We start from the raw sequence: 17,318 nt of genomic DNA, 5'->3' as shown, positions 1-17,318 counted from the left end.
GGTCCCCATGAACACGCGATTGCTTTCCGGGTGGCGTACCCGCGTACACGCGCTCTGCTTGGCGGCGCTGTGCGGCTTGATGCTGACAGGCCAGGCTCTGGCCCAGGATCCGGCGACGGAAACGCCCGCAACTCCAGTGGCGGAAGCGCCGGCCGACGCTGCGCCGCCGTCCGCGTCGGAAACGGCGCCCGCGGAGGCTGCGGCCGCCGCGCCTGCGGAGGAAGCCGCGCCGGCGCCGGCCATCAGCAAACCGGACACGGTCTGGGTACTGGTATCCACGGCCCTGGTGATCTTCATGACCCTGCCGGGACTGGCGCTGTTCTACGGCGGCCTGGTGCGCTCGAAGAACGTGCTGTCGATCCTGATCCAGAACCTGGTGGTGTTCTCGCTGGTGGCGGTGCTGTGGGCGCTGTATGGATACAGCTTCGCCTTCACCGAAGGCAGCGCCTTCATCGGCGGCACCGATCGCCTGTTCGCCAACGGACTCGACGCCGCCTCCATCGGTGCCACGTTCACCAAGGGCGTGTACATCCCGGAGCTGGCGTTCTTCGTGTTCCAGGGCGCATTTGCATGCATCACCTGCGCGCTGATCCTGGGCGCGTTCGCCGAGCGCGTGAAGTTCGCCGGGGTCCTGCTGTTCACGGTGCTGTGGTTCACCTTCGCCTACCTGCCGATGGCGCACATGGTCTGGTTCTTCCCCGGCCCGGATGCGTTCACCGATACCGACGCGGTCGACGGCGTGCTCGCAAAATCCGGATTCCTGTTCGCCAAGGGCGCGCTGGATTTCGCCGGTGGCACGGTGGTGCACATCAATGCGGCGATCGCCGGCCTGGTGGGTGCGTATGTGATCGGCAAGCGCACCGGCTACGGGCGTGAGGCGATCAAGCCGCACAACCTGACCCTGACCATGGTCGGCGCCTCGATCCTGTGGGTCGGCTGGTTCGGCTTCAACGCAGGCTCGGCGCTCGAAGCCGGCGGCGTGGCGGCGATCGCCTTCGTCAATACCTTCCTCGCTACGGCGGCGGCGGTGGTGGCCTGGACCGTGGCCGAGTGGCTGATCAAGGGCAAGCCTTCGTTGCTGGGGGCGGCTTCCGGCGCGGTGGCCGGCTTGGTGGCGATCACCCCGGCAGCGGGCTTCGTCGGGCTCAACGGCGCGCTCGCGATCGGCGCGATCGCCGGCGTGCTGTGCCTGTGGGGCGTGAGCGGCCTGAAGAAGCTGCTGCGCGCGGATGACAGCCTGGATGTGTTCGGCGTACACGGAATCGGCGGCATCACCGGCGCACTGCTGACCGGCGTATTCGCCGCGCCCTCGCTGGGCGGCGCAGGGATCTGGGACTACGTCACCGAGACCGCGCTGCCCGACTACAGCATCGCCAGCCAGGTCTGGATCCAGGCGCAGGGCGTGCTGGTCACGCTGGTGCTGTCGGGCGTGGTAGCGCTGATCGCGTTCCTGATCGTCAAGTACACCGTCGGCCTGCGCGTTGCCGAGGATGCCGAACGGGAAGGACTGGACATCACTTCGCACGGAGAAACTGCATACGAAGCTTGAGGCGCCGCGGCGGGTGCTGTCCCTCCCCACGTCCGCCGCGCGATGCCAGATGCCGGCGCGCATGTTCGCATGCGCGTCGGCGTCCTTTTTTACCGAAGGCCTGTCCGATGAATTCCCTGACGCCGCTGCAACTGCGGCGCGCCGGCACCGAAGACGCCGCGCGCATCGCGGCCATCTACAACCATTACGTCGCCGACACGGTGATCACCTTCGAACTCGACCCGGTGCCGGTCGAGGAGATGGCGGCGCGTGTCGCCGAGATCAACGCGCAGGGACTGCCATGGCTGGTGGCGGAATCGGACAATGCGGTGGTCGGCTATGCCTATGCGAGCCAGTGGCGCGCGCGGGCCGCCTACCGGCACAGCGTCGAATCGTCGATCTACCTGGCGCCGGACGTCGTCGGTCGCGGGGTCGGGCGCGCGCTTTACGCAGGCCTGATCGCCGAATTGCGCGGGCTCGATGTGCATGCGGTGATTGGCGGCGCGGCATTGCCCAATCCGGCGAGCGTGGCCCTGCACGCGGCGCTCGGCTTCGAACAGGTCGCGCATTTCCGCGAAACCGGATACAAGTTCGGGCAGTGGGTCGACGTCGCGTACTGGCAGCTGCTGCTGCGCGATTCGGCATAATCCCGGCGTGCGCCCGCACCTCGTCAAGCTCCGTCCAAACCTCGTGCTGGCATGTCTGCTGCTTGCCGCCTGCGCGCAGGCGCCGGTGCGCAATCCACTGGCCGCCTGGGTGCCATCGCCGAATTACGACACGCGCAGGCCGGTGATCATCGTGCTGCATGCGACCGAGCAGGAGTCGGCACAGGAAAGCCTGGACACATTGCGCACCCGGAACAGCGGCGGCAAGGTCAGCGCGCACTATCTGATCGGCGAAGATGGCCGTCTCTACCAACTGGTCGCCGATGCAGAGCGCGCCTGGCATGCGGGCGGTGGTCGCTGGGGCGCGATCACCGATCTGAATTCCGCGTCGATCGGCATCGAGCTCGACAACGATGGCGTCGAGCCGTTCACCGAGCCGCAGCTCGCCGCGTTGCTGGTGCTGCTGCAGGACCTGTGCGAACGGCTGGACATCCCGAAGACCCAGGTCATCGCCCATGCCGACCTGGCGCCGACGCGCAAACGCGATCCGGGCGCGCGCTTTCCCTGGAAGCGCCTGGCCGACGCCGGCTTCGGCCGCTGGCCCGCGGAGGCGACTATCGACCCGCCGGCCGGATTCGATCCCTGGCTCGCCATGCGCGCGCTGGGCTACCCGCTGGACGACCGGGCGGCGGCCGTGCGCGCCTTCCATCGCCACTACCGCGGGCGCGATGACGGCGACGATCCGCAGGCGGCCTTCGATGCGCAGGACCTGCGGGTCCTGCATGCACTGACCGATCCCGATGGCCGTTGAGCTGGCGACGGCACGGGGATTGCACTAATTTGGTGCAATGACCATGAATCGCCTCCCGGAACTCGACCAGCTGACCACCCCTGTGGTGTGGGCGGATGCCCATGGCCATATCGAGGGGAGTAATACCGCCTTCGCACGCTGGCTCGGGGTCAGCCCGCGCCGGCTGCCCGGCCAGCCCTTGGCCGCGCTGGAGCACGGCGGCGAACTGCTGCGCCGCGCGATTTCCGGCTCCGGAGGCGACGACCCGCTCCGGTTGCGCCGGGTTTCGCTGGCCTACCTGGGCGGCGAGGCGCGCTTCGCCGACGCCTGGCTCACCCGGACCGAGTTCGGCGGCTGGCTGCTGGAGGCGCACCCGGTCGACGAGTTCCCCGGCGAGGACCCCGCGCTCACCCTGCCTTCGGCGCTGTCGGCCGCGCTCAGGGGGCTGGCGCACGAACTGCGCAATCCCCTGGCCGGGCTCAAGGGCGCGGCGCAGCTGCTCGCAAGACGCCATCGCGACGATCCCGAGTCGGCCGAACTCACCAGCCTGATCGAAGCCGAGGTCGGACGCCTGACCCTGCTGCTCGATCGCCTGCTTTCGCCGCAACCGGCGCAGCCGCACGCGGCGCTCAACGTCCACGTCGTGCTCGAGCGCGTGCTGCGGCTGGCCGAGACCGATGCGGGCTGGGCGGTGAAGCTGGTGCGCGATTACGACCCGAGCCTGCCGGACGTGCTGGGCGATGTCGACCGCCTGACCCAGGCGACCTGGAACCTGGTGCGCAATGCGATCGAAGCCGGCGCCGCCAGCGTGCAACTGCGCACCCGCGCCGAGTACAGCGTACGCATCGGCGATGAACTGCACGCCCTGGCGCTGCGCCTGGACATCATCGACGACGGCCGCGGCGTGCCCGAGGACCTGACCGAACGTCTGTTCCTGCCACTGGTATCCGGGCGTGCGGAGGGCAGTGGGCTTGGTCTGGCGCTGGCGCAGCAGGTGGCGCGCGAGCACCGCGGTTCGCTCGCCTACCGCTCGCGGCCAGGACATACCGTGTTCACGCTGCTGCTGCCGATGGCGGAGGTGCAGACATGAACGCCGCTGCCCGTGTGGCGACACCGCGGGCAACCCTGCGTGAGGCCGCGCCATGAGCGCGCGCATCTGGGTGGTGGACGACGAGCGCGCGGTGCGTTTCGTCCTGGCCACCGCACTGCGCGAGGCGGGTCATGCGGTGGAGGGCTTCGAGAACGCCGCCGATGCGCTTGCCGCGCTGGGCGATCACCCGCCCGACCTGTTGTTCACCGACGTGCGCATGCCCGGCGACGACGGCCTGGTGCTGCTGGACAAACTCAAGGCGGCACATCCGGATCTGCCGGTGATCGTGATGAGCGCCTACACCGACATCGCCAGCACCGCAGGCGCCTTCCGCGGCGGCGCCTACGAATTCCTGTCCAAGCCCTTCGATCTGGACGCGGCCGTGGCGCTCGCGGCGCGCGCGCTGCCGGCATCGCGCGAGCGCGATGCACTCCCGGCCCCGATACCTGCGCAGGCGAGCGAAGTCCTGCAGGAGGCGGTTCTGGTCGGCGAATCGGCGCGGATGCAGGCGCTGTTCCGCAACATCGGCCGGGTCGCACAGGCGCCGTTGAATGTGCTGATCACCGGCGAGACCGGGACCGGCAAGGAACTGGTCGCGCGCGCGCTGCACCGGGAATCGCCACGCGCCCGCGCGCCCTTCATCGCGCTCAATACCGCCGCGATTCCTTCCGAGCTGCTCGAAAGCGAGCTGTTCGGCCATGAAGCCGGAGCGTTCACCGGCGCCAGCAAACGTCACGTCGGACGCTTCGAGCAATCCGACCACGGCACGCTGTTCCTGGACGAAATCGGCGATATGCCGCTCGCCCTGCAGACCCGGCTGTTGCGGGTGCTGGCCGAAGGCGAGTTCTTCCGGGTCGGCGGTCGCGAACTGATCCGCGTGGACGTGCGGGTCGTGGCCGCCACCCACCAGCCGCTCGAATCCCTGGTGGCCGAGGGCCGCTTCCGCGCCGATCTGCTGCACCGGCTCGACGTGGTGCGGCTGATGTTGCCGCCCCTACGCGAGCGCAGCGAAGACATTCCGCTGCTCGCCGCGCGCTTCCTTGCCGCCGCGGCACGCCGGCTGGGCACCGTGCCCAAGACCCTGACCCGGCCGGCGATCGCCCGGATGCAGGCGCACGACTGGCCTGGCAACGTGCGCGAACTCGAAAATCTGTGCTGGCGCCTGGCCGCATTGGCGCCGGGCGATGCGATCGGCATCGCGGACCTGCAGGCGGTGTCGTCGCTGCACGAAGCAGGCGCAGCCGCGTCCGCCGATGCCTGGGAGCTGGCATTGGCCGACTGGGCGCGGGTCCGCCTGTCCGAAGGCGATACGGGGCTGCATGCACAGGCGCGCGCGGCGCTGGACCGGATCCTGCTGGATGCGGCGCTGGAACAGACCGCAGGCCACCGCGGCGAAGCCGCCGCGCGCCTGGGCATGGGTCGCAATACCCTGACCCGCAAGTTGGGGCCGGGTCGCAAGCGTCGCTGACAGGGTTATCGCAGCGGCTTCATGGGGTTTCAACTTGATTTCGGATAGGGTCGGCATCCACCGGTCGACACGGAGATCCAGATGCGCAAAACCTTTTCGCTTTCCACCATCGCCACGATGCTCGTGCTTGCAGGTTGCGCAGGAACCGGCGAGCACCGCACGGGTTCGCCGGTCGCCGCGCAGGACGCACCGGCGCCAGCCAGCACCAGCACCAGCACCAGCACCGTTGCATCGGCCAGCGTCAATCTGGCCGCCGCGTCGGGCAGCCTGGCCAGCGGTCAGCTCAAGCTGATGCCCATGAGCGACGGAGTGCACGTCACCGGCACCATCGGCGGACTCAAGCCCAATGGCACCCACGGCTTCCACATCCACGAGAAGGGCGATTGCAGCGCGGTCGACGCCTCCAGCGCAGGCGGCCATTTCAATCCCGCCGCCAAACCTCACGGACGCATGACCAATCCGCAGCATCATGCGGGCGACAACGACAACCTGGTCGCCAACGCCGAAGGCGTCGCGACGGTCAACGCGCATTTCTCCGGCGTGGTGCTCGGCGGCGGCGGTGCGAATGACGTGGTCGGCAAGGCCGTGGTCGTGCACGCCGATCCGGACGACTACACCAGCCAGCCGGCGGGCAATGCGGGTTCGCGCATCGCCTGCGGCGTGATCAACGCCGGCTGAGATCCCGCGATGAAGCAAGGCATGGCGAGCGTGCAGCCGCTGCGCGTGCGCGCCGCGGTCGCGGCCGACGCCGCCTGGCTGGCCGAGTGCGCCATCGCCATGGCGCAGGAAACCGAAGGCAAGGCGCTCGATCCGCCCACAGTGCGGGCCGGGATCGAGGCCGGCCTGTCCGATCCCGCCAAGGCCCGCTACTTCGTGGCGATGCATGACGACCTGGCCGGCAGCGACACCATCGGCGCGCCCGCGGGCACGCTGATGCTCACCCACGAGTGGAGCGACTGGCGCAATGGCGACTGGTGGTGGATCCAGAGCGTCTATGTCCTGCCCCGGTTTCGACGCCGGGGCGTATTCGCAGCGCTGTATCGCCACGTCGAGGCGCTGGCGCGCACCACGCCGGGCGCGATCGGCCTGCGTCTGTACATGGAACGCGACAATGCCGCGGCACGGGCGACCTACACCGCGCTGGGCATGCGCGATGCCGGGTACGAGATCTACGAAGCACTTCTGTAGGCACATCGCTTCGGCGCGACAGAAGCAGCCAGCGATCCAGGATTCTCCGGACCGAACCCATGTCCAAGGCCGCTGCGGCGGCTTGCAAGCGGTCGCAGCGGAACGATGATCGCGGCGGGCTCGCGCCGGGCGACGCTCCTACAGTTCGCCGGCTTCGTCGCAATGCGCGAACGTCACGTCGATGCCATGCGCCTGCAGGACCGCGGCGAACTGGCGCTGGCGCGCCTGGAACAGTTCGAAGCGGCGTTCGAGCCTGGTCGCATCGTCCTCGCTTTCCGGCATGTAGCGTCGTCGCCACGCGTCGGGCGAAAACAGGGCGATGCGCGCTTCGCCGTCGGCATAGCGCAGCAGCGGCTCCGGCGCCGCGTCGAGTACGGCTTCCCGGTCGGGCGTGAGCAGCGCGGCTTCGACAACGCGCCATAGCGCGTCCAGACCCAGATTGTGGTACTGCAGGGCGGTCATCGCCGCCAGGTCGTGCACGGTGAGGTAGCGCGCGTGTTCGATGCGCGCGCCGAAGGCCTCCTGCGCGCACAGGGCGGTGTCGGCCTGGGCCATGCCGCGATCCATCAGCAGCGTCTCCATGCGTTCGGCGGCCGCGCCAGCCACGGCGGCTTCGCCGGCGAACAGGAACGGAAGCACCCGCAGACTGCCGCCGCGCAGTTCGTCCTCTGCGCGCAACGGCTGCGGGATCTGCCCGTCGCGATCGGCGCCGAAAGCGATGACGCGCGGACCGTGGCCGGCTTTCGGCGCGCGCTGGTGCAATTCGTCCAGCCGCCGATGCAAGGGCCAGCCCGGCCGCAGTACTTCGGCCGGATCGAAATGCGCGGCGGCGAAGACCAGGTCGAGCTCGCTCGCCTCCGGCACCAGCGTACCCACGTCACGACCCACCAGGCCGGCGAGGCGGCCGGCATCTGCCTGCTGCAGCGCTTCGTGCGCGATCGTGCTGCCAGGCGAAAGCTCCAGCGCCAGTACGCCGCGCGCCTGCGTGAATGCCTGGAAAAGCCGGGCGTCTGGAGACTGCATCGTGAGAGAAGGGTCGGTTGATTGGCGCTACACTGCGATTATGCCCGCAGCGGCCCGACAGGCCGCTCGCTACACGCTTCGCACAAGGAATCCGCACGATGCTGCAAGGCCGTCCTGTCGCCGTCCTCGGCGGCGTCCGCATCCCGTTCTGCCGCCAGAACACCGCGTACTCCGACGTCGGCAACCTGGGCATGTCGGTGCGTACGCTGGGCGCGCTGGTCGAGAAGTTCGGACTGCACGGCCAGCAGCTGGGCGAAGTGGCGATGGGCGCGGTGATCAAGCACTCGTCGGACTGGAATCTCGCGCGCGAAGCCACGCTCTCCTCCGGCCTGTCGCCGCTGACCCCCGGCATCACCCTGCAGCGGGCCTGCGGCACCGGTCTGGACAGCATCATTACCATCGCCAACAAGATCGCCGTCGGCCAGATCGAGGTCGGCATCGGGGGTGGCTCGGACACCACCTCGGATGTGCCGATCGTCTATGGCAAGGCGCTGCGCCAGCGCCTGCTCGCAGCCGCGGCGGCGAAATCGACCAGGGACAAGATTGCCGCGTTCAAAGGGTTCTCGTTGCGCGAGTTGAAGCCGGACTTCCCCGGTGTGGCCGAGCCGCGCACCGGCAAATCGATGGGCGACCACTGCGAGGACATGGCCAAGCAGTGGAACATCTCGCGCGACTCGCAGGATGAGCTCGCTGCCGCTTCGCACCACAAGTTGGCCGCCGCCTACGAGCGCGGCTTCTTCGAGGATCTGGTGGTCAGTTTCCGCGGCGTTTCGCGCGACAACATCCTGCGGCCCGACACCAGCATCGAAAAGCTGGCCACCCTCAAGCCCGCGTTCGACAGGACCTCCGGTCGCGGCACCCTCACCGCGGGCAATTCGACCCCGCTGACCGACGGTGCCTCGGCCTGCCTGGTGGCGTCCGAGGACTGGGCCAGCGCGCACGGCCACGAAGTGCTGTGCCGGATCCGCGACGCGCATGTGTCCGCGGTCGATTTCGTCCACGGCGAGGGCCTGCTGATGGCGCCGACCGTGGCGGTTTCGGAAATGTTGAAGCGCAACCGCCTCGCATTGCAGGACTTCGACATCTACGAGATCCACGAAGCCTTCGCGGCGCAGGTGCTGTGCACGCTGCGCGCCTGGGAGAGCGAGGACTACTGCCGCACGCGCCTTGATCTGGATGCGCCCTTGGGTCGGATCGACCCCGCCAGAATCAACCCGCTCGGCTCGTCGCTCGCCGCCGGACACCCCTTCGCCGCCACCGGCGCGCGAATTGTCGCCACCGCCGCCAAGCAGCTCGCCGAACGCGGCGGTGGCCGCTGCCTGGTGTCGATCTGCACCGCGGGCGGAATGGGCGTGGTGGCGATCCTGGAACGCTGACTGCGCGCGGACTGCGCGCGCGGCATACGCGGAAGAAACCATGCGCTGCGGCGCGCTCGATGCGTCGACCGCGACCGCCCCTGCGCGGATCGGCTACTGACGCAGGCGCGGCATCCCATGTTCGTCGCGTTCTTCGGCAACGACCGGCGCGACCGCCCGGAACCTGTTGTCGCTTGGTAGTTCTGCTGCGCTTTCGCCGCGCGCGGTACGCAACGCGTTCGCATAGGCGATGCGAGCGCGCGCTTGGTCGCCGGCGGACGCATAACCATGTCCCAGCTCTTCCCAGGCAGCGCTGCCGGCGCCTTGGGCCAGAGCGCGCTGCAGGTAATCCTCCGATTCGGCCCATCGGCCCTGTTCGCGATGCGAACGTGCGAGCGACAGCAGCAGCGTGGGGCTGGCAGGATGCGCGCGCAGCCAGCGCTCGAGCACGATCTGTCTGGCTTGCGCATGTGCCGGTGGCAGACCGCCGTAGCGCGCGGCCAGGCCTTCGTCCCAGCGCGCATCCAGCGCCTGTTCGACCGCCTTGATCGCAGCATCGTCCCAGCCGAGCGCGTGTGCCCGATCCGCGTAGGCCGAGACTACGGCCGGATCGGTCTTCAACGGTTTCGGCAGCGCTTGCCAGCGATCGGCCAGCGCATTGGTGTCGGGCGCCTCGCGCAACGATGCCGCGGCCCAGCGTTCCTGGTATTCGTCCAGCCGCGCGGTGGGCATTGCGTTCTGCTTGCGCAGCGAACCGAGCAGCCCATAGGCCTCGGCCGACTGGCCGGACGCGGCGAGCGCTTCTGCGCGCAAGACGAGACCGCGCGGCGGGAGCGGCTGCGCAGCGGGCGCATCCAGCGCCACCAGCGCATCGGTGGGGCGCTGCTCGCGTAGCGCCTGTTCCGCTATCGCGATCGCGCGTGCAGCGGCATGGCGTTCTCCCAGCGCATCAAGCTGCGCGCGGGCCGCATCCGGGTCGCCACGACGCATGGCCGCGCGCGCGGCAGCAATCCTTGCGCTTGCGGCGATGCTGTCATCGTCAGCGGCAGCCTGCGCGAGCAGCTTCTCGGCCCGATCGTACTGGCCGTAATGCAGGGCATCGAGGCCTTCGCCCAGGCGCGCGCGACTGCGACGGTCGCCGTGTTCGCGCCACGCGCGAAACGGCAAGGTGACGAGCTTCCATAGCACGACCAGCGCGATCAGGGCGCCGAGCAGCGTGGCCAGTGCCATGGCCACCGTGGTTGTGTAGTCCATGCCGCGGTAGCGCACCAGCACGTAACCCGGATCCTGCAGCACGAACTGGGCGGCCAGGGCGCCGAGCAGCACCAGCACGATCCAGAACAGCACGTTGCCGAAGAGTTTCATGTCGATCTCCTTGTCCGCCCCGACGTTAGCCTGCCGGGCGTTGCGTTCGTGTCGAACTGGCTGAACGGAACCGGAGCGAGGGTCGCAGCTGCACGCAGGGACCGGTTCCGGAAATGCGGCCAGCAAGGCTACGCGCCGAAGATCGGCATGGCATCGAGGTCGCGGTCAGCCGGTAGTGCCTGCCATGGCTGCGATCAGATCGCGCGGGCGGGCACTGGCAGCGACGCGGATGTCGTCGAAGCCAGCTTCCCGCGCGAGCGCCGCCAGGCGAGTGCTTGCAGCCGCCACGCGTGCGCGCAGCAAGCGATCGCACGCCGCCGCTGGCAGCTGCGCCAGAATCTGGTGCAACGCCTGCCCGCTGCTCAACGCCAGCCACGGACGCCGTCGCAGCGCGCGCAGCCGGGCCAGTGCGGCTGTCGATGGCGCGACGGGCACACGCGCATACACGTCCGCGCGCAGGATCCGGGCACCGCGCCCGAGCAGGCCTGCCGCGATGCGGTCGCGCCCGCCCGGTGCGGTGATCAGGCCGATATCGGTGCCCCGCACGTCGGTCAGAACGGGCAGGTCCAGCAGGCCTTCGCTGTCCATCCGTCGCGGCGCTTCCACCCGCGCGATTCCCGCACGCCGCAACGCCAGGGCGGTCCCGTCGCCGACGGCGCACCAAAGCTGGCCACGTCGGGTGCGCAGCGGCCGCAGCGCAAGCGCGGCGCGCACCGCGGATGGGCTGGTGAACACAACGCGCGATGCCTGCAGCGCCTTTCGAAGCTGGTCGCGGGTCGTCGCGTCGTCACGCGGCTCGATGCGCCATGGCGACAGGGCCAGCAGCCGCGCGCCTTCGCGCGCGGCTGCGCGCCGCAATGCCTCGTGGTCGCCTACCGGACGTAGAGAGACGACATGGCATCCTTGCAGGCGATGACCCGGAGTGCGTGGCATACGAGGAGCATAGATGGAATCACAAGCGGATTTGAGCTGGCTGGATGCGCACTACCGCGCGATGCCCCCCGTGGCCGCGCTGCAGCTGCAGCCGGCGGCCTGCGACGGCGAGACGCTGCGGCTGCGCGCGCCGTTGGCGGCGCACGTCAACGACAAGGACTGCGCATTCGGTGGGAGCCTGGTGTCGCTGATGACCCTGGCAGGCTGGGGGCTGGTCACTCTCAAGCTGCGCGAAGCCGGGCTTTCCGCCGATGTCTTCGTCGCCGACACCCGGGTGCGCTATCGCGCGCCGCTGTACGCCGATCTGGAAGCCCGCGCATGGTTGGCGACCGGGCAAGCGTGGCCCGACATCGCCGCCGCACTGCGTGCCCATGGTCGCGTCTCGGTGATTATTGCCGCCTGCGTGCTCATGCCCGCCGGCGGAGACGCGGTTCGCGCCGAGGGGCGTTACGTGGCGATCGCCAAAGGGTAGGATGGCCGCGACTGCGGGGAGAGCGGACATGCGGACGGCAAACTGGGGCGTACTGATATGGTTGGTGCTGGCGCTGGCCGGTTGCGCGACCGGCGGCGACAAGCGCAGCGAGCTGGAGCAGCGCCAGTACGACTACTCAGCCGCGATCCGCTGGGGCGATTTCGAGGGCGCCTGGTCGGTAGTCGACCCAGAGATCCGCGCAAAATATCCCAAGACCGCGCTCGAGTTCGAACGCTACAAGCAGATCCAGATATCCGGCTACACCGATCTGGCCGCGGAGGTTTCTGCAGACAAGCTGCACGCGCGGCGTGAGATCCAGATCGGCGTGATCAACAAGCACACCATGACCGAGCGCAGCATCCGTTACACCGAGGTGTGGCGCTTCGACCCGGCGACCAAGACCTGGTGGATCACCTCCGGCCTGCCGGATTTCTGGGCCGGAATGTAGTTTTTTGCCAGCCTCGGGCGGCGCAGGCGACAATGCCGGCCCGACCCGGAGCGCATGGCCCCCGTGAACCTTGAAGAATTGATGGCCTTCGCCGGCCGTCACCCCCTGCTGTCCATCGGCCTGGCCGTGCTCACCCTGGCGATCATTGGCAACGAGATCGCGCAGCTGTTCCGCGGTTTCAAGCTGCTGCGCCCGGCCGCGCTGACCGCGCTGATCAATCGCGAGAACGCGCTGGTCGTGGACCTGCGTCCGGCCGCCGACTTCGAGAAGGGACATATTCCAGGCGCGAAAAATGTGCTGATGAGCCAGTTCGATCCGGAGAACAAGAAGCTCGCAGGCGCCAAGGCGCTACCGGTGGTGGTGGTATGCAAGGACGGGCAGGCTTCCAGCGGCGCCGCGCGGCGGCTGAAGAAGGCCGGCTTCGAACATGTCTACGCGCTCGACGGCGGCATCGCCGGTTGGCAACAGGCCGATCTGCCTCTGGTCAAGGGTCGCGGCTGACCGATCGGGATGCGCTGTGTGTACGCGCTGCCTGGCCCCTGACCGACGTGCCCGCGGCATGGCGGGCGCCTGCCTGCGTATCCGGCCCATGCCATAATCGCCCTCTTTTTCGCATAGACGCACAGCGTTGGAGTTGAACGATGTCCGATGAAGCCCTGAATGGCATGAATGACGGTGCCGCCGGTCCGGCCGAGACCAATGGCCCGCAGTTCACGGTGGAAAAGATCTACGTCAAGGACGTCTCGTTCGAGGTGCCCAATGCCCCGCAGGTGTTCAGCGAGCCGGCCCAGCCGCAGCTGCAGATGAATCTGAACCAGCGCGTGCAGCGCGTGGGCGACAACGCCTATGAGGTGGTGCTGGGGATCACCCTGACCTGCACCGCGGGTGAGAAGACCGCGTACCTGGCCGAAGTGCAACAGGCCGGGATCTTCGGTCTGGCCGGGTTCGACGAGGCGACGCTGGACGGCATGCTCGGCACGCACTGCCCGAACGTGCTGTATCCCTACGCGCGCCAGACCATCAGCGAGCTGATCCAGGCCGGTGGCTTCCCGCCGTTCCTGCTGCAGCCGATCAACTTCGAGGCGCTGTACGCCGAAGGCCTGCGCCAGCGCGCCGCCCAGGGCAACGGCGACCTCGCCACGTCCGAGCCCGCCGGCAACGCCTGAACCGGCATCGGCGCTCACGCGTGGATGCTGAGCACAAACCGGCGATCGCCGTCCTTGGCGCGGGCTCCTGGGGTACCGCGCTCGCCGCGCTGATCGCGCGCCACGGCTACGAGGTGGTGCTGTGGGGGCGGGATGCCACCGTGATCGACGCGATCCGGGCGCGCCGGGAGAATCCGCGCTACCTGCCCGGCATCGCGCTGCCCGAGGCGCTCGCCGCGAGCACCGAGCTGCACGCCGCGCTGGCCGGTTGCGACCTGGTGCTGGTAGTCGTGCCCTCGCACGCGTTTGCCGAGACCTTGCGCGCGCTCGCACCGTTGCGGGCGGCGCATGCGGGGGTCGCCTGGGCCACCAAGGGCTTCGAGCCCGGCAGCGGGCGTTTTTTGCACGAAGTCGCCGGCGATCTGCTTGGTGAGGACGTCCCCTTGGCCGTGGTCACCGGCCCGTCCTTCGCCAGGGAGGTCGCGGCGGGCCTGCCTACTGCGCTCACGGTGCATGGCGAGGACGAGGGCTTCTGCCAGGCGGTGGCCGATGCCCTGCACGGCCCGGCGTTCCGCGCCTATACCGGTAACGACATGCGCGGCGCCGAGCTCGGCGGGGCGATGAAGAACGTGCTCGCGGTCGCCACCGGCGTCGCGGATGGCATGGACCTGGGCCTCAATGCGCGCGCCGGACTGATCACGCGCGGACTCAACGAGATGCTGCGTCTGAATATCGCCATCGGCGGGCGTCCGGAAACCCTGATGGGCCTGGCCGGGCTGGGCGACCTGGTGCTGACCTGCACCGGCGACCTGTCGCGCAATCGGCGACTCGGCCTTGCGCTGGGGCGCGGGCAGTCGATCGACGAGGCGGTGCGCGAGATCGGCCAGGTGGTCGAATCGATCCAGACCGCCGATGAAGTCATGCGGCTGGCCGACCGGTTCGGAGTGGAACTGCCCATCGCCAGCAATGTCCGCGACGTGCTGCATGGCGATATCACCCCGGCCGAGGGCCTGGCCCGGCTGCTCGCGCGCGAGCAGAAAGCCGAGTATCCGGTCGAACTGTTTCCGCGTCGCGACTGACGTTCCGCAGCCGTTGCCTACGCGCCGCCGCAGCGGCCCGGGACACTCGCATCATCGGAACGTTTTACCGCGCCGGCGCACTGTGGGAGCGGCCCTGGCCGCGAATGTCTCTCGCGCCGCATCCGGTCGAAAGTTAGGGCGATCGCGCTAGGCCACGCCCACGTTCGCGGCTCTGCGTCACATGCATAAAAAACCCCGGCCTCGAAAGGCCGGGGTGAACTCGCGACGTCAGGGGGAGAGAGACAATCAGTCGCGAATGACGCTGTCGTCGGTGCCCGGTAGCGGGCGGGTCCCTTTACCAGCTGAACCTCGGACCGACGAACCACTGGGTATCGCCATCGGCGAACTTCACGTCGCCGCTGATGCCCCAGCGGGGGTTGAACTTCACCTGCGCGCCGACCCTACCGTAGAAGTCGTCGGCGTCGTTGCCGTAGTCCTCGTAGCCGGCGAAGGCGTGACCTTCCAGGTTGTCGGTGAACGCGGTGCGCACGCCGACCTCGGCGCTGTAGCCGTCGTCGCCTTCGTTGATGTCGAAGGTCTCGCCATCCACGGTCACGTCGTCGATCTCGAACTTCTCATAGGCCGCGCGTGCGACCAGATCGGTGCTGGCTGCGATCGGCAGGTTGTAGCCCAGGCCGATCCGCCACTGGTTGGCGTCGGTGTTCACCCGCTCGCCGCCATCGACCAGTTCGAAGGTGTCGGTGTCCTGCGAGGCGTAGCCGCCGAAGATGTGGAAGTTGTCGGACAGTGCGGCCGAGGCGTTCACGCCGAAACCATCGGCATCGATGTCGCCGTTGTCGTTGTCCAGGTTGGTGGCGACATAGCCGCCTTCGACATAGTTGTAGTTCAGGCCGCTGGCGTTCTGCGCCGACGCGGCGAGAGGCAGTGCGGCGAACAGGGTCGCACCGAGCAGGGTAGGGGCAAGCAAATGACGCTTCATGGGTTGTTCCTTTCTGATTGTTTTTTCGAAGGGTTGCGTTAACAGCACCCCTCGGCGGCGGATTCTGCGTCGCGGCGATCAACTGGGGCTGAATCCTGAACTATCAAGTACAGGAACTTTTGCGCGCGGTTCAGGTCGCGCCCGAAAAGCCGAGCTGGCGCCAGGCCTCGAACACGGTCACCGCGACCGCATTGGACAGGTTGAGGCTGCGATTTCCCGGCTGCATCGGCAGCCGCAGCCGCTGTTGCGGGGGGATCTGCGCCAGCACTTCGTCCGGAAGCCCGCGGGTTTCGCTTCCAAACAGGAACGCATCGTTGCGCGCATAGGCCGGTGCGTCGTAGCGCACTGCATTGCGGGTGCTGAGCGCGAACAGGCGAAGTGTCGCGCCGTTGGCCAGCGCGATCGCCGCAATCGCCTCCTCCAGCGAGCTGTGCACCTGCAGCGCGGCGTATTCGTGGTAATCCAGGCCGGCGCGCCGCAGCAGGCGATCCTCCAGCGAGAACCCCAATGGTTCGACCAGATGCAGGCGCGCGCCGGTATTGGCGCACAGCCGGATCACGTTGCCGGTGTTGGGTGGTATCTCCGGCTGGTGGAGGATGACGTCGAACATCCGTGCATTGCGCCGCGGCGCGCAGCCGCGGTCAATCCCCACGGCAATCTACTTCTTCGCGGCACCGGCCTTCTTGAACATCTGCACGTCCTCCAGCACGTTGCCGGTCGAGAACAGCAGTGCGGCCACGCCCTGCAGGCTGGGCTGCGATGGATCGGCCTGGTTGGGGAGGTCGAATTCGTACATGTAGGCGTAGCGCCCGTCCGGACTGCGGTTTTCCTGATTCGGTTTGCCGAGCAGTTCGACTGTCTGGGCGGCCGTGGTCTTGCCCGGCTTGAGCTGGTTGAGCTTGTCGGCATCGGTGAGACGGCCGGCAAGGGCGGGGAGCGACAGCAACATGGCGGCCGCCAGCAGTAGGCGGGATTTCATGCGATCTCCATGGTCTGGACGACGACGTGGGTTCGAACAGCATGCACGCGTCACCGCGCAGCATTAGCGCGACAGCATGGCTTTGTCGCGATGAACGTTCGCGGAAACGGGCATTGCGCCCTCGCCAACGCGCAGATGGACTCGGCGAATCCAGCAGCTACCAGGGCAACGGCTCGCCGTTCCAGTCGAGGTACTTTCCGGAATCGGCGAGTGAGGCGCCGTCGATCACGCGCAACAGGCTCTCGGCGGACTGTGCCGGCGGCAGCGTCGCCTCGTTGCCGCCCATCTCGGTGCGCACCCAGCCCGGATGCAATGCCAGCACCGTGATGCGGCGATCGGCCAGCGCATGCTTCAGCAAAACGCTTGCCATGTTCAAGGCCGCCTTGCTGATGTTGTAGCTGGGCGTGCCGAACCGGGTCACCCCGGCGATCGAGCCGAGTTCCGAGGTGATGTTGGCCACCTTGGCGTCGTCGGCCAGCAGCGGCGCCAACGCCTGGGTCAGCAGGAACGGCCCCATCGCATTGGTGCGGAAGCTGTCCTCCAGGTTCGCCGCCGTGACCTTGCCGAATCGCTCGCCCGAATGCAGCACGCCGGCGTTGTTGATCAGCAGATCGATCCGGCCTTCGCCCGCATCGTTCCCGAGCACCAGCGGAAGTTCGCGCGCCAGTTCGTGGTGCGATTTGGGATCGGTCAGGTCCAGCGGCAGCACGTGCAGGCGCCCGGGATGCTCGCCCGTCAATCGGTTGAGATCGTTTGCCTTGCCCGGATGGCGGCAGGCTGCAATGACGCGATCGCCGCGGGTGAGCAGCGCGCGCACCAGGGCCAGACCTAAACCGCGATTGGCGCCGGTGACCAGGGCGTTGGGCATGTGAATCTCCTTGCGATGACCTCTGGCAAGTGTAGGGCGCAC

At 68.3% G+C, this 17,318-nt stretch carries 20 protein-coding genes; 13 read left to right on the top strand and 7 right to left on the bottom strand.

Annotated elements, in window-relative coordinates; all coding sequences use genetic code 11:
• The first annotated feature begins 7 nt into the window (after positions 1-7).
• The 7 genes from amt to MC375_RS03745 all read left to right on the top strand — a co-directional run bounded on the left by amt (position 8) and on the right by MC375_RS03745 (position 6,669).
• On the top strand, positions 8-1,549 hold the full coding sequence (gene amt / locus MC375_RS03775; protein ID WP_242101970.1) for an ammonium transporter: 1,542 nt from the start codon (positions 8-10) through the stop codon (positions 1,547-1,549).
• 107 nt (positions 1,550-1,656) lie between these two features.
• Positions 1,657-2,175, top strand: coding sequence for an arsinothricin resistance N-acetyltransferase ArsN1 family B (locus MC375_RS03770; RefSeq protein ID WP_242101969.1), 519 nt, complete (start codon positions 1,657-1,659; stop codon positions 2,173-2,175).
• Between the two features lie 7 nt (positions 2,176-2,182).
• Positions 2,183-2,944: an N-acetylmuramoyl-L-alanine amidase gene (locus MC375_RS03765; protein ID WP_242101968.1), complete on the top strand. Its 762-nt coding sequence runs from the start codon at positions 2,183-2,185 to the stop codon at positions 2,942-2,944.
• Positions 2,945-2,981: 37 nt separating this feature from the next.
• Positions 2,982-4,013, top strand: coding sequence for an ATP-binding protein (locus MC375_RS03760; protein ID WP_242101967.1), 1,032 nt, complete (start codon positions 2,982-2,984; stop codon positions 4,011-4,013).
• Positions 4,014-4,065: 52 nt separating this feature from the next.
• Entirely contained in the window at positions 4,066-5,481 is a 1,416-nt protein-coding gene (gene ntrC / locus MC375_RS03755) for a nitrogen regulation protein NR(I) (RefSeq protein ID WP_242101966.1), read from the top strand.
• An 81-nt stretch (positions 5,482-5,562) separates the two neighbouring features.
• Positions 5,563-6,159 carry a superoxide dismutase family protein gene (locus tag MC375_RS03750; RefSeq protein ID WP_343223583.1) on the top strand — a complete coding sequence of 199 codons (597 nt, stop codon included), beginning with the start codon at positions 5,563-5,565 and terminating at the stop codon, positions 6,157-6,159.
• A gap of 9 nt (positions 6,160-6,168) precedes the next feature.
• Positions 6,169-6,669, top strand: a complete 501-nt coding sequence (locus MC375_RS03745; protein WP_242101965.1) for a GNAT family N-acetyltransferase — start codon at positions 6,169-6,171, stop codon at positions 6,667-6,669.
• 138 nt (positions 6,670-6,807) lie between these two features.
• On the opposite strand, the gene MC375_RS03740 is transcribed toward MC375_RS03745, so the two are convergent.
• Positions 6,808-7,692 (bottom strand): hypothetical protein, encoded by an 885-nt coding sequence (locus tag MC375_RS03740; RefSeq protein WP_242101964.1) that lies wholly within the window; start codon positions 7,690-7,692, stop codon positions 6,808-6,810.
• Positions 7,693-7,790: 98 nt separating this feature from the next.
• On the opposite strand from MC375_RS03740, the gene MC375_RS03735 reads away from it, so the two are divergent.
• Entirely contained in the window at positions 7,791-9,068 is a 1,278-nt protein-coding gene (locus MC375_RS03735; protein WP_242101963.1) for an acetyl-CoA C-acetyltransferase, read from the top strand.
• 93 nt (positions 9,069-9,161) lie between these two features.
• Here MC375_RS03735 and MC375_RS03730 read toward each other — a convergent pair whose 3' ends face one another.
• Both MC375_RS03730 and MC375_RS03725 read right to left on the bottom strand, forming a co-directional pair.
• Positions 9,162-10,412 carry a heme biosynthesis HemY N-terminal domain-containing protein gene (locus MC375_RS03730; protein WP_242101962.1) on the bottom strand — a complete coding sequence of 417 codons (1,251 nt, stop codon included), beginning with the start codon at positions 10,410-10,412 and terminating at the stop codon, positions 9,162-9,164.
• A 165-nt stretch (positions 10,413-10,577) separates the two neighbouring features.
• Positions 10,578-11,345: a uroporphyrinogen-III synthase gene (locus MC375_RS03725; RefSeq protein ID WP_242101961.1), complete on the bottom strand. Its 768-nt coding sequence runs from the start codon at positions 11,343-11,345 to the stop codon at positions 10,578-10,580.
• A gap of 13 nt (positions 11,346-11,358) precedes the next feature.
• On the opposite strand from MC375_RS03725, the gene MC375_RS03720 reads away from it, so the two are divergent.
• From MC375_RS03720 to MC375_RS03700, 5 genes are all read left to right on the top strand, one after another.
• The gene (locus MC375_RS03720; protein ID WP_242101960.1) at positions 11,359-11,817 is read left to right on the top strand and encodes a YiiD C-terminal domain-containing protein; all 459 of its coding nucleotides are present in this window, start codon (positions 11,359-11,361) and stop codon (positions 11,815-11,817) included.
• Between the two features lie 28 nt (positions 11,818-11,845).
• Positions 11,846-12,265: a hypothetical protein gene (locus tag MC375_RS03715; RefSeq protein WP_242101959.1), complete on the top strand. Its 420-nt coding sequence runs from the start codon at positions 11,846-11,848 to the stop codon at positions 12,263-12,265.
• Positions 12,266-12,328: 63 nt separating this feature from the next.
• Complete coding sequence (locus MC375_RS03710) at positions 12,329-12,766, top strand: rhodanese-like domain-containing protein (protein ID WP_242101958.1); 438 nt, start codon at positions 12,329-12,331, stop codon at positions 12,764-12,766.
• 140 nt (positions 12,767-12,906) lie between these two features.
• Entirely contained in the window at positions 12,907-13,431 is a 525-nt protein-coding gene (gene secB, locus MC375_RS03705; protein WP_242101957.1) for a protein-export chaperone SecB, read from the top strand.
• Positions 13,432-13,451: 20 nt separating this feature from the next.
• Complete coding sequence (locus MC375_RS03700) at positions 13,452-14,489, top strand: NAD(P)H-dependent glycerol-3-phosphate dehydrogenase (protein WP_242101956.1); 1,038 nt, start codon at positions 13,452-13,454, stop codon at positions 14,487-14,489.
• Positions 14,490-14,784: 295 nt separating this feature from the next.
• Here MC375_RS03700 and MC375_RS03695 read toward each other — a convergent pair whose 3' ends face one another.
• From MC375_RS03695 to MC375_RS03680, 4 genes are all read right to left on the bottom strand, one after another.
• The gene (locus MC375_RS03695; protein WP_242101955.1) at positions 14,785-15,429 is read right to left on the bottom strand and encodes a diffusible signal factor-reguated Ax21 faimly protein; all 645 of its coding nucleotides are present in this window, start codon (positions 15,427-15,429) and stop codon (positions 14,785-14,787) included.
• Between the two features lie 130 nt (positions 15,430-15,559).
• Positions 15,560-16,039 carry a tRNA (cytidine(34)-2'-O)-methyltransferase gene (locus tag MC375_RS03690; protein ID WP_242101954.1) on the bottom strand — a complete coding sequence of 160 codons (480 nt, stop codon included), beginning with the start codon at positions 16,037-16,039 and terminating at the stop codon, positions 15,560-15,562.
• Positions 16,040-16,087: 48 nt separating this feature from the next.
• Entirely contained in the window at positions 16,088-16,408 is a 321-nt protein-coding gene (gene bamE / locus MC375_RS03685; protein WP_242101953.1) for an outer membrane protein assembly factor BamE, read from the bottom strand.
• A 157-nt stretch (positions 16,409-16,565) separates the two neighbouring features.
• The gene (locus MC375_RS03680; RefSeq protein ID WP_242101952.1) at positions 16,566-17,276 is read right to left on the bottom strand and encodes an SDR family oxidoreductase; all 711 of its coding nucleotides are present in this window, start codon (positions 17,274-17,276) and stop codon (positions 16,566-16,568) included.
• Positions 17,277-17,318: the final 42 nt, after the last annotated feature.

Source organism: Lysobacter sp. M2-1 (genome assembly GCF_022662495.1).
GTDB lineage: Bacteria > Pseudomonadota > Gammaproteobacteria > Xanthomonadales > Xanthomonadaceae > JAKPBU01.
The sequence above is the reverse complement of the archived record's forward strand: the minus strand, read 5'-3'. Positions and strand labels throughout refer to the sequence as shown.

Coding starts and splice junctions, on each gene's coding strand:
- ntrC (WP_242101966.1), top strand. CDS start 4,066: ATGAGCGCGCGCATCTGGGTGGTGGACGACGAGCGCGCGGTGCGTTTC.
- MC375_RS03715 (WP_242101959.1), top strand. CDS start 11,846: ATGCGGACGGCAAACTGGGGCGTACTGATATGGTTGGTGCTGGCGCTG.
- MC375_RS03740 (WP_242101964.1), bottom strand. CDS start 7,692: ATGCAGTCTCCAGACGCCCGGCTTTTCCAGGCATTCACGCAGGCGCGC.
- secB (WP_242101957.1), top strand. CDS start 12,907: ATGTCCGATGAAGCCCTGAATGGCATGAATGACGGTGCCGCCGGTCCG.
- MC375_RS03770 (WP_242101969.1), top strand. CDS start 1,657: ATGAATTCCCTGACGCCGCTGCAACTGCGGCGCGCCGGCACCGAAGAC.
- MC375_RS03690 (WP_242101954.1), bottom strand. CDS start 16,039: ATGTTCGACGTCATCCTCCACCAGCCGGAGATACCACCCAACACCGGC.
- amt (WP_242101970.1), top strand. CDS start 8: ATGAACACGCGATTGCTTTCCGGGTGGCGTACCCGCGTACACGCGCTC.
- MC375_RS03720 (WP_242101960.1), top strand. CDS start 11,359: ATGGAATCACAAGCGGATTTGAGCTGGCTGGATGCGCACTACCGCGCG.
- MC375_RS03750 (WP_343223583.1), top strand. CDS start 5,563: ATGCGCAAAACCTTTTCGCTTTCCACCATCGCCACGATGCTCGTGCTT.
- MC375_RS03745 (WP_242101965.1), top strand. CDS start 6,169: ATGAAGCAAGGCATGGCGAGCGTGCAGCCGCTGCGCGTGCGCGCCGCG.
- bamE (WP_242101953.1), bottom strand. CDS start 16,408: ATGAAATCCCGCCTACTGCTGGCGGCCGCCATGTTGCTGTCGCTCCCC.
- MC375_RS03760 (WP_242101967.1), top strand. CDS start 2,982: ATGACCATGAATCGCCTCCCGGAACTCGACCAGCTGACCACCCCTGTG.
- MC375_RS03735 (WP_242101963.1), top strand. CDS start 7,791: ATGCTGCAAGGCCGTCCTGTCGCCGTCCTCGGCGGCGTCCGCATCCCG.
- MC375_RS03725 (WP_242101961.1), bottom strand. CDS start 11,345: ATGCCACGCACTCCGGGTCATCGCCTGCAAGGATGCCATGTCGTCTCT.
- MC375_RS03695 (WP_242101955.1), bottom strand. CDS start 15,429: ATGAAGCGTCATTTGCTTGCCCCTACCCTGCTCGGTGCGACCCTGTTC.
- MC375_RS03730 (WP_242101962.1), bottom strand. CDS start 10,412: ATGAAACTCTTCGGCAACGTGCTGTTCTGGATCGTGCTGGTGCTGCTC.
- MC375_RS03680 (WP_242101952.1), bottom strand. CDS start 17,276: ATGCCCAACGCCCTGGTCACCGGCGCCAATCGCGGTTTAGGTCTGGCC.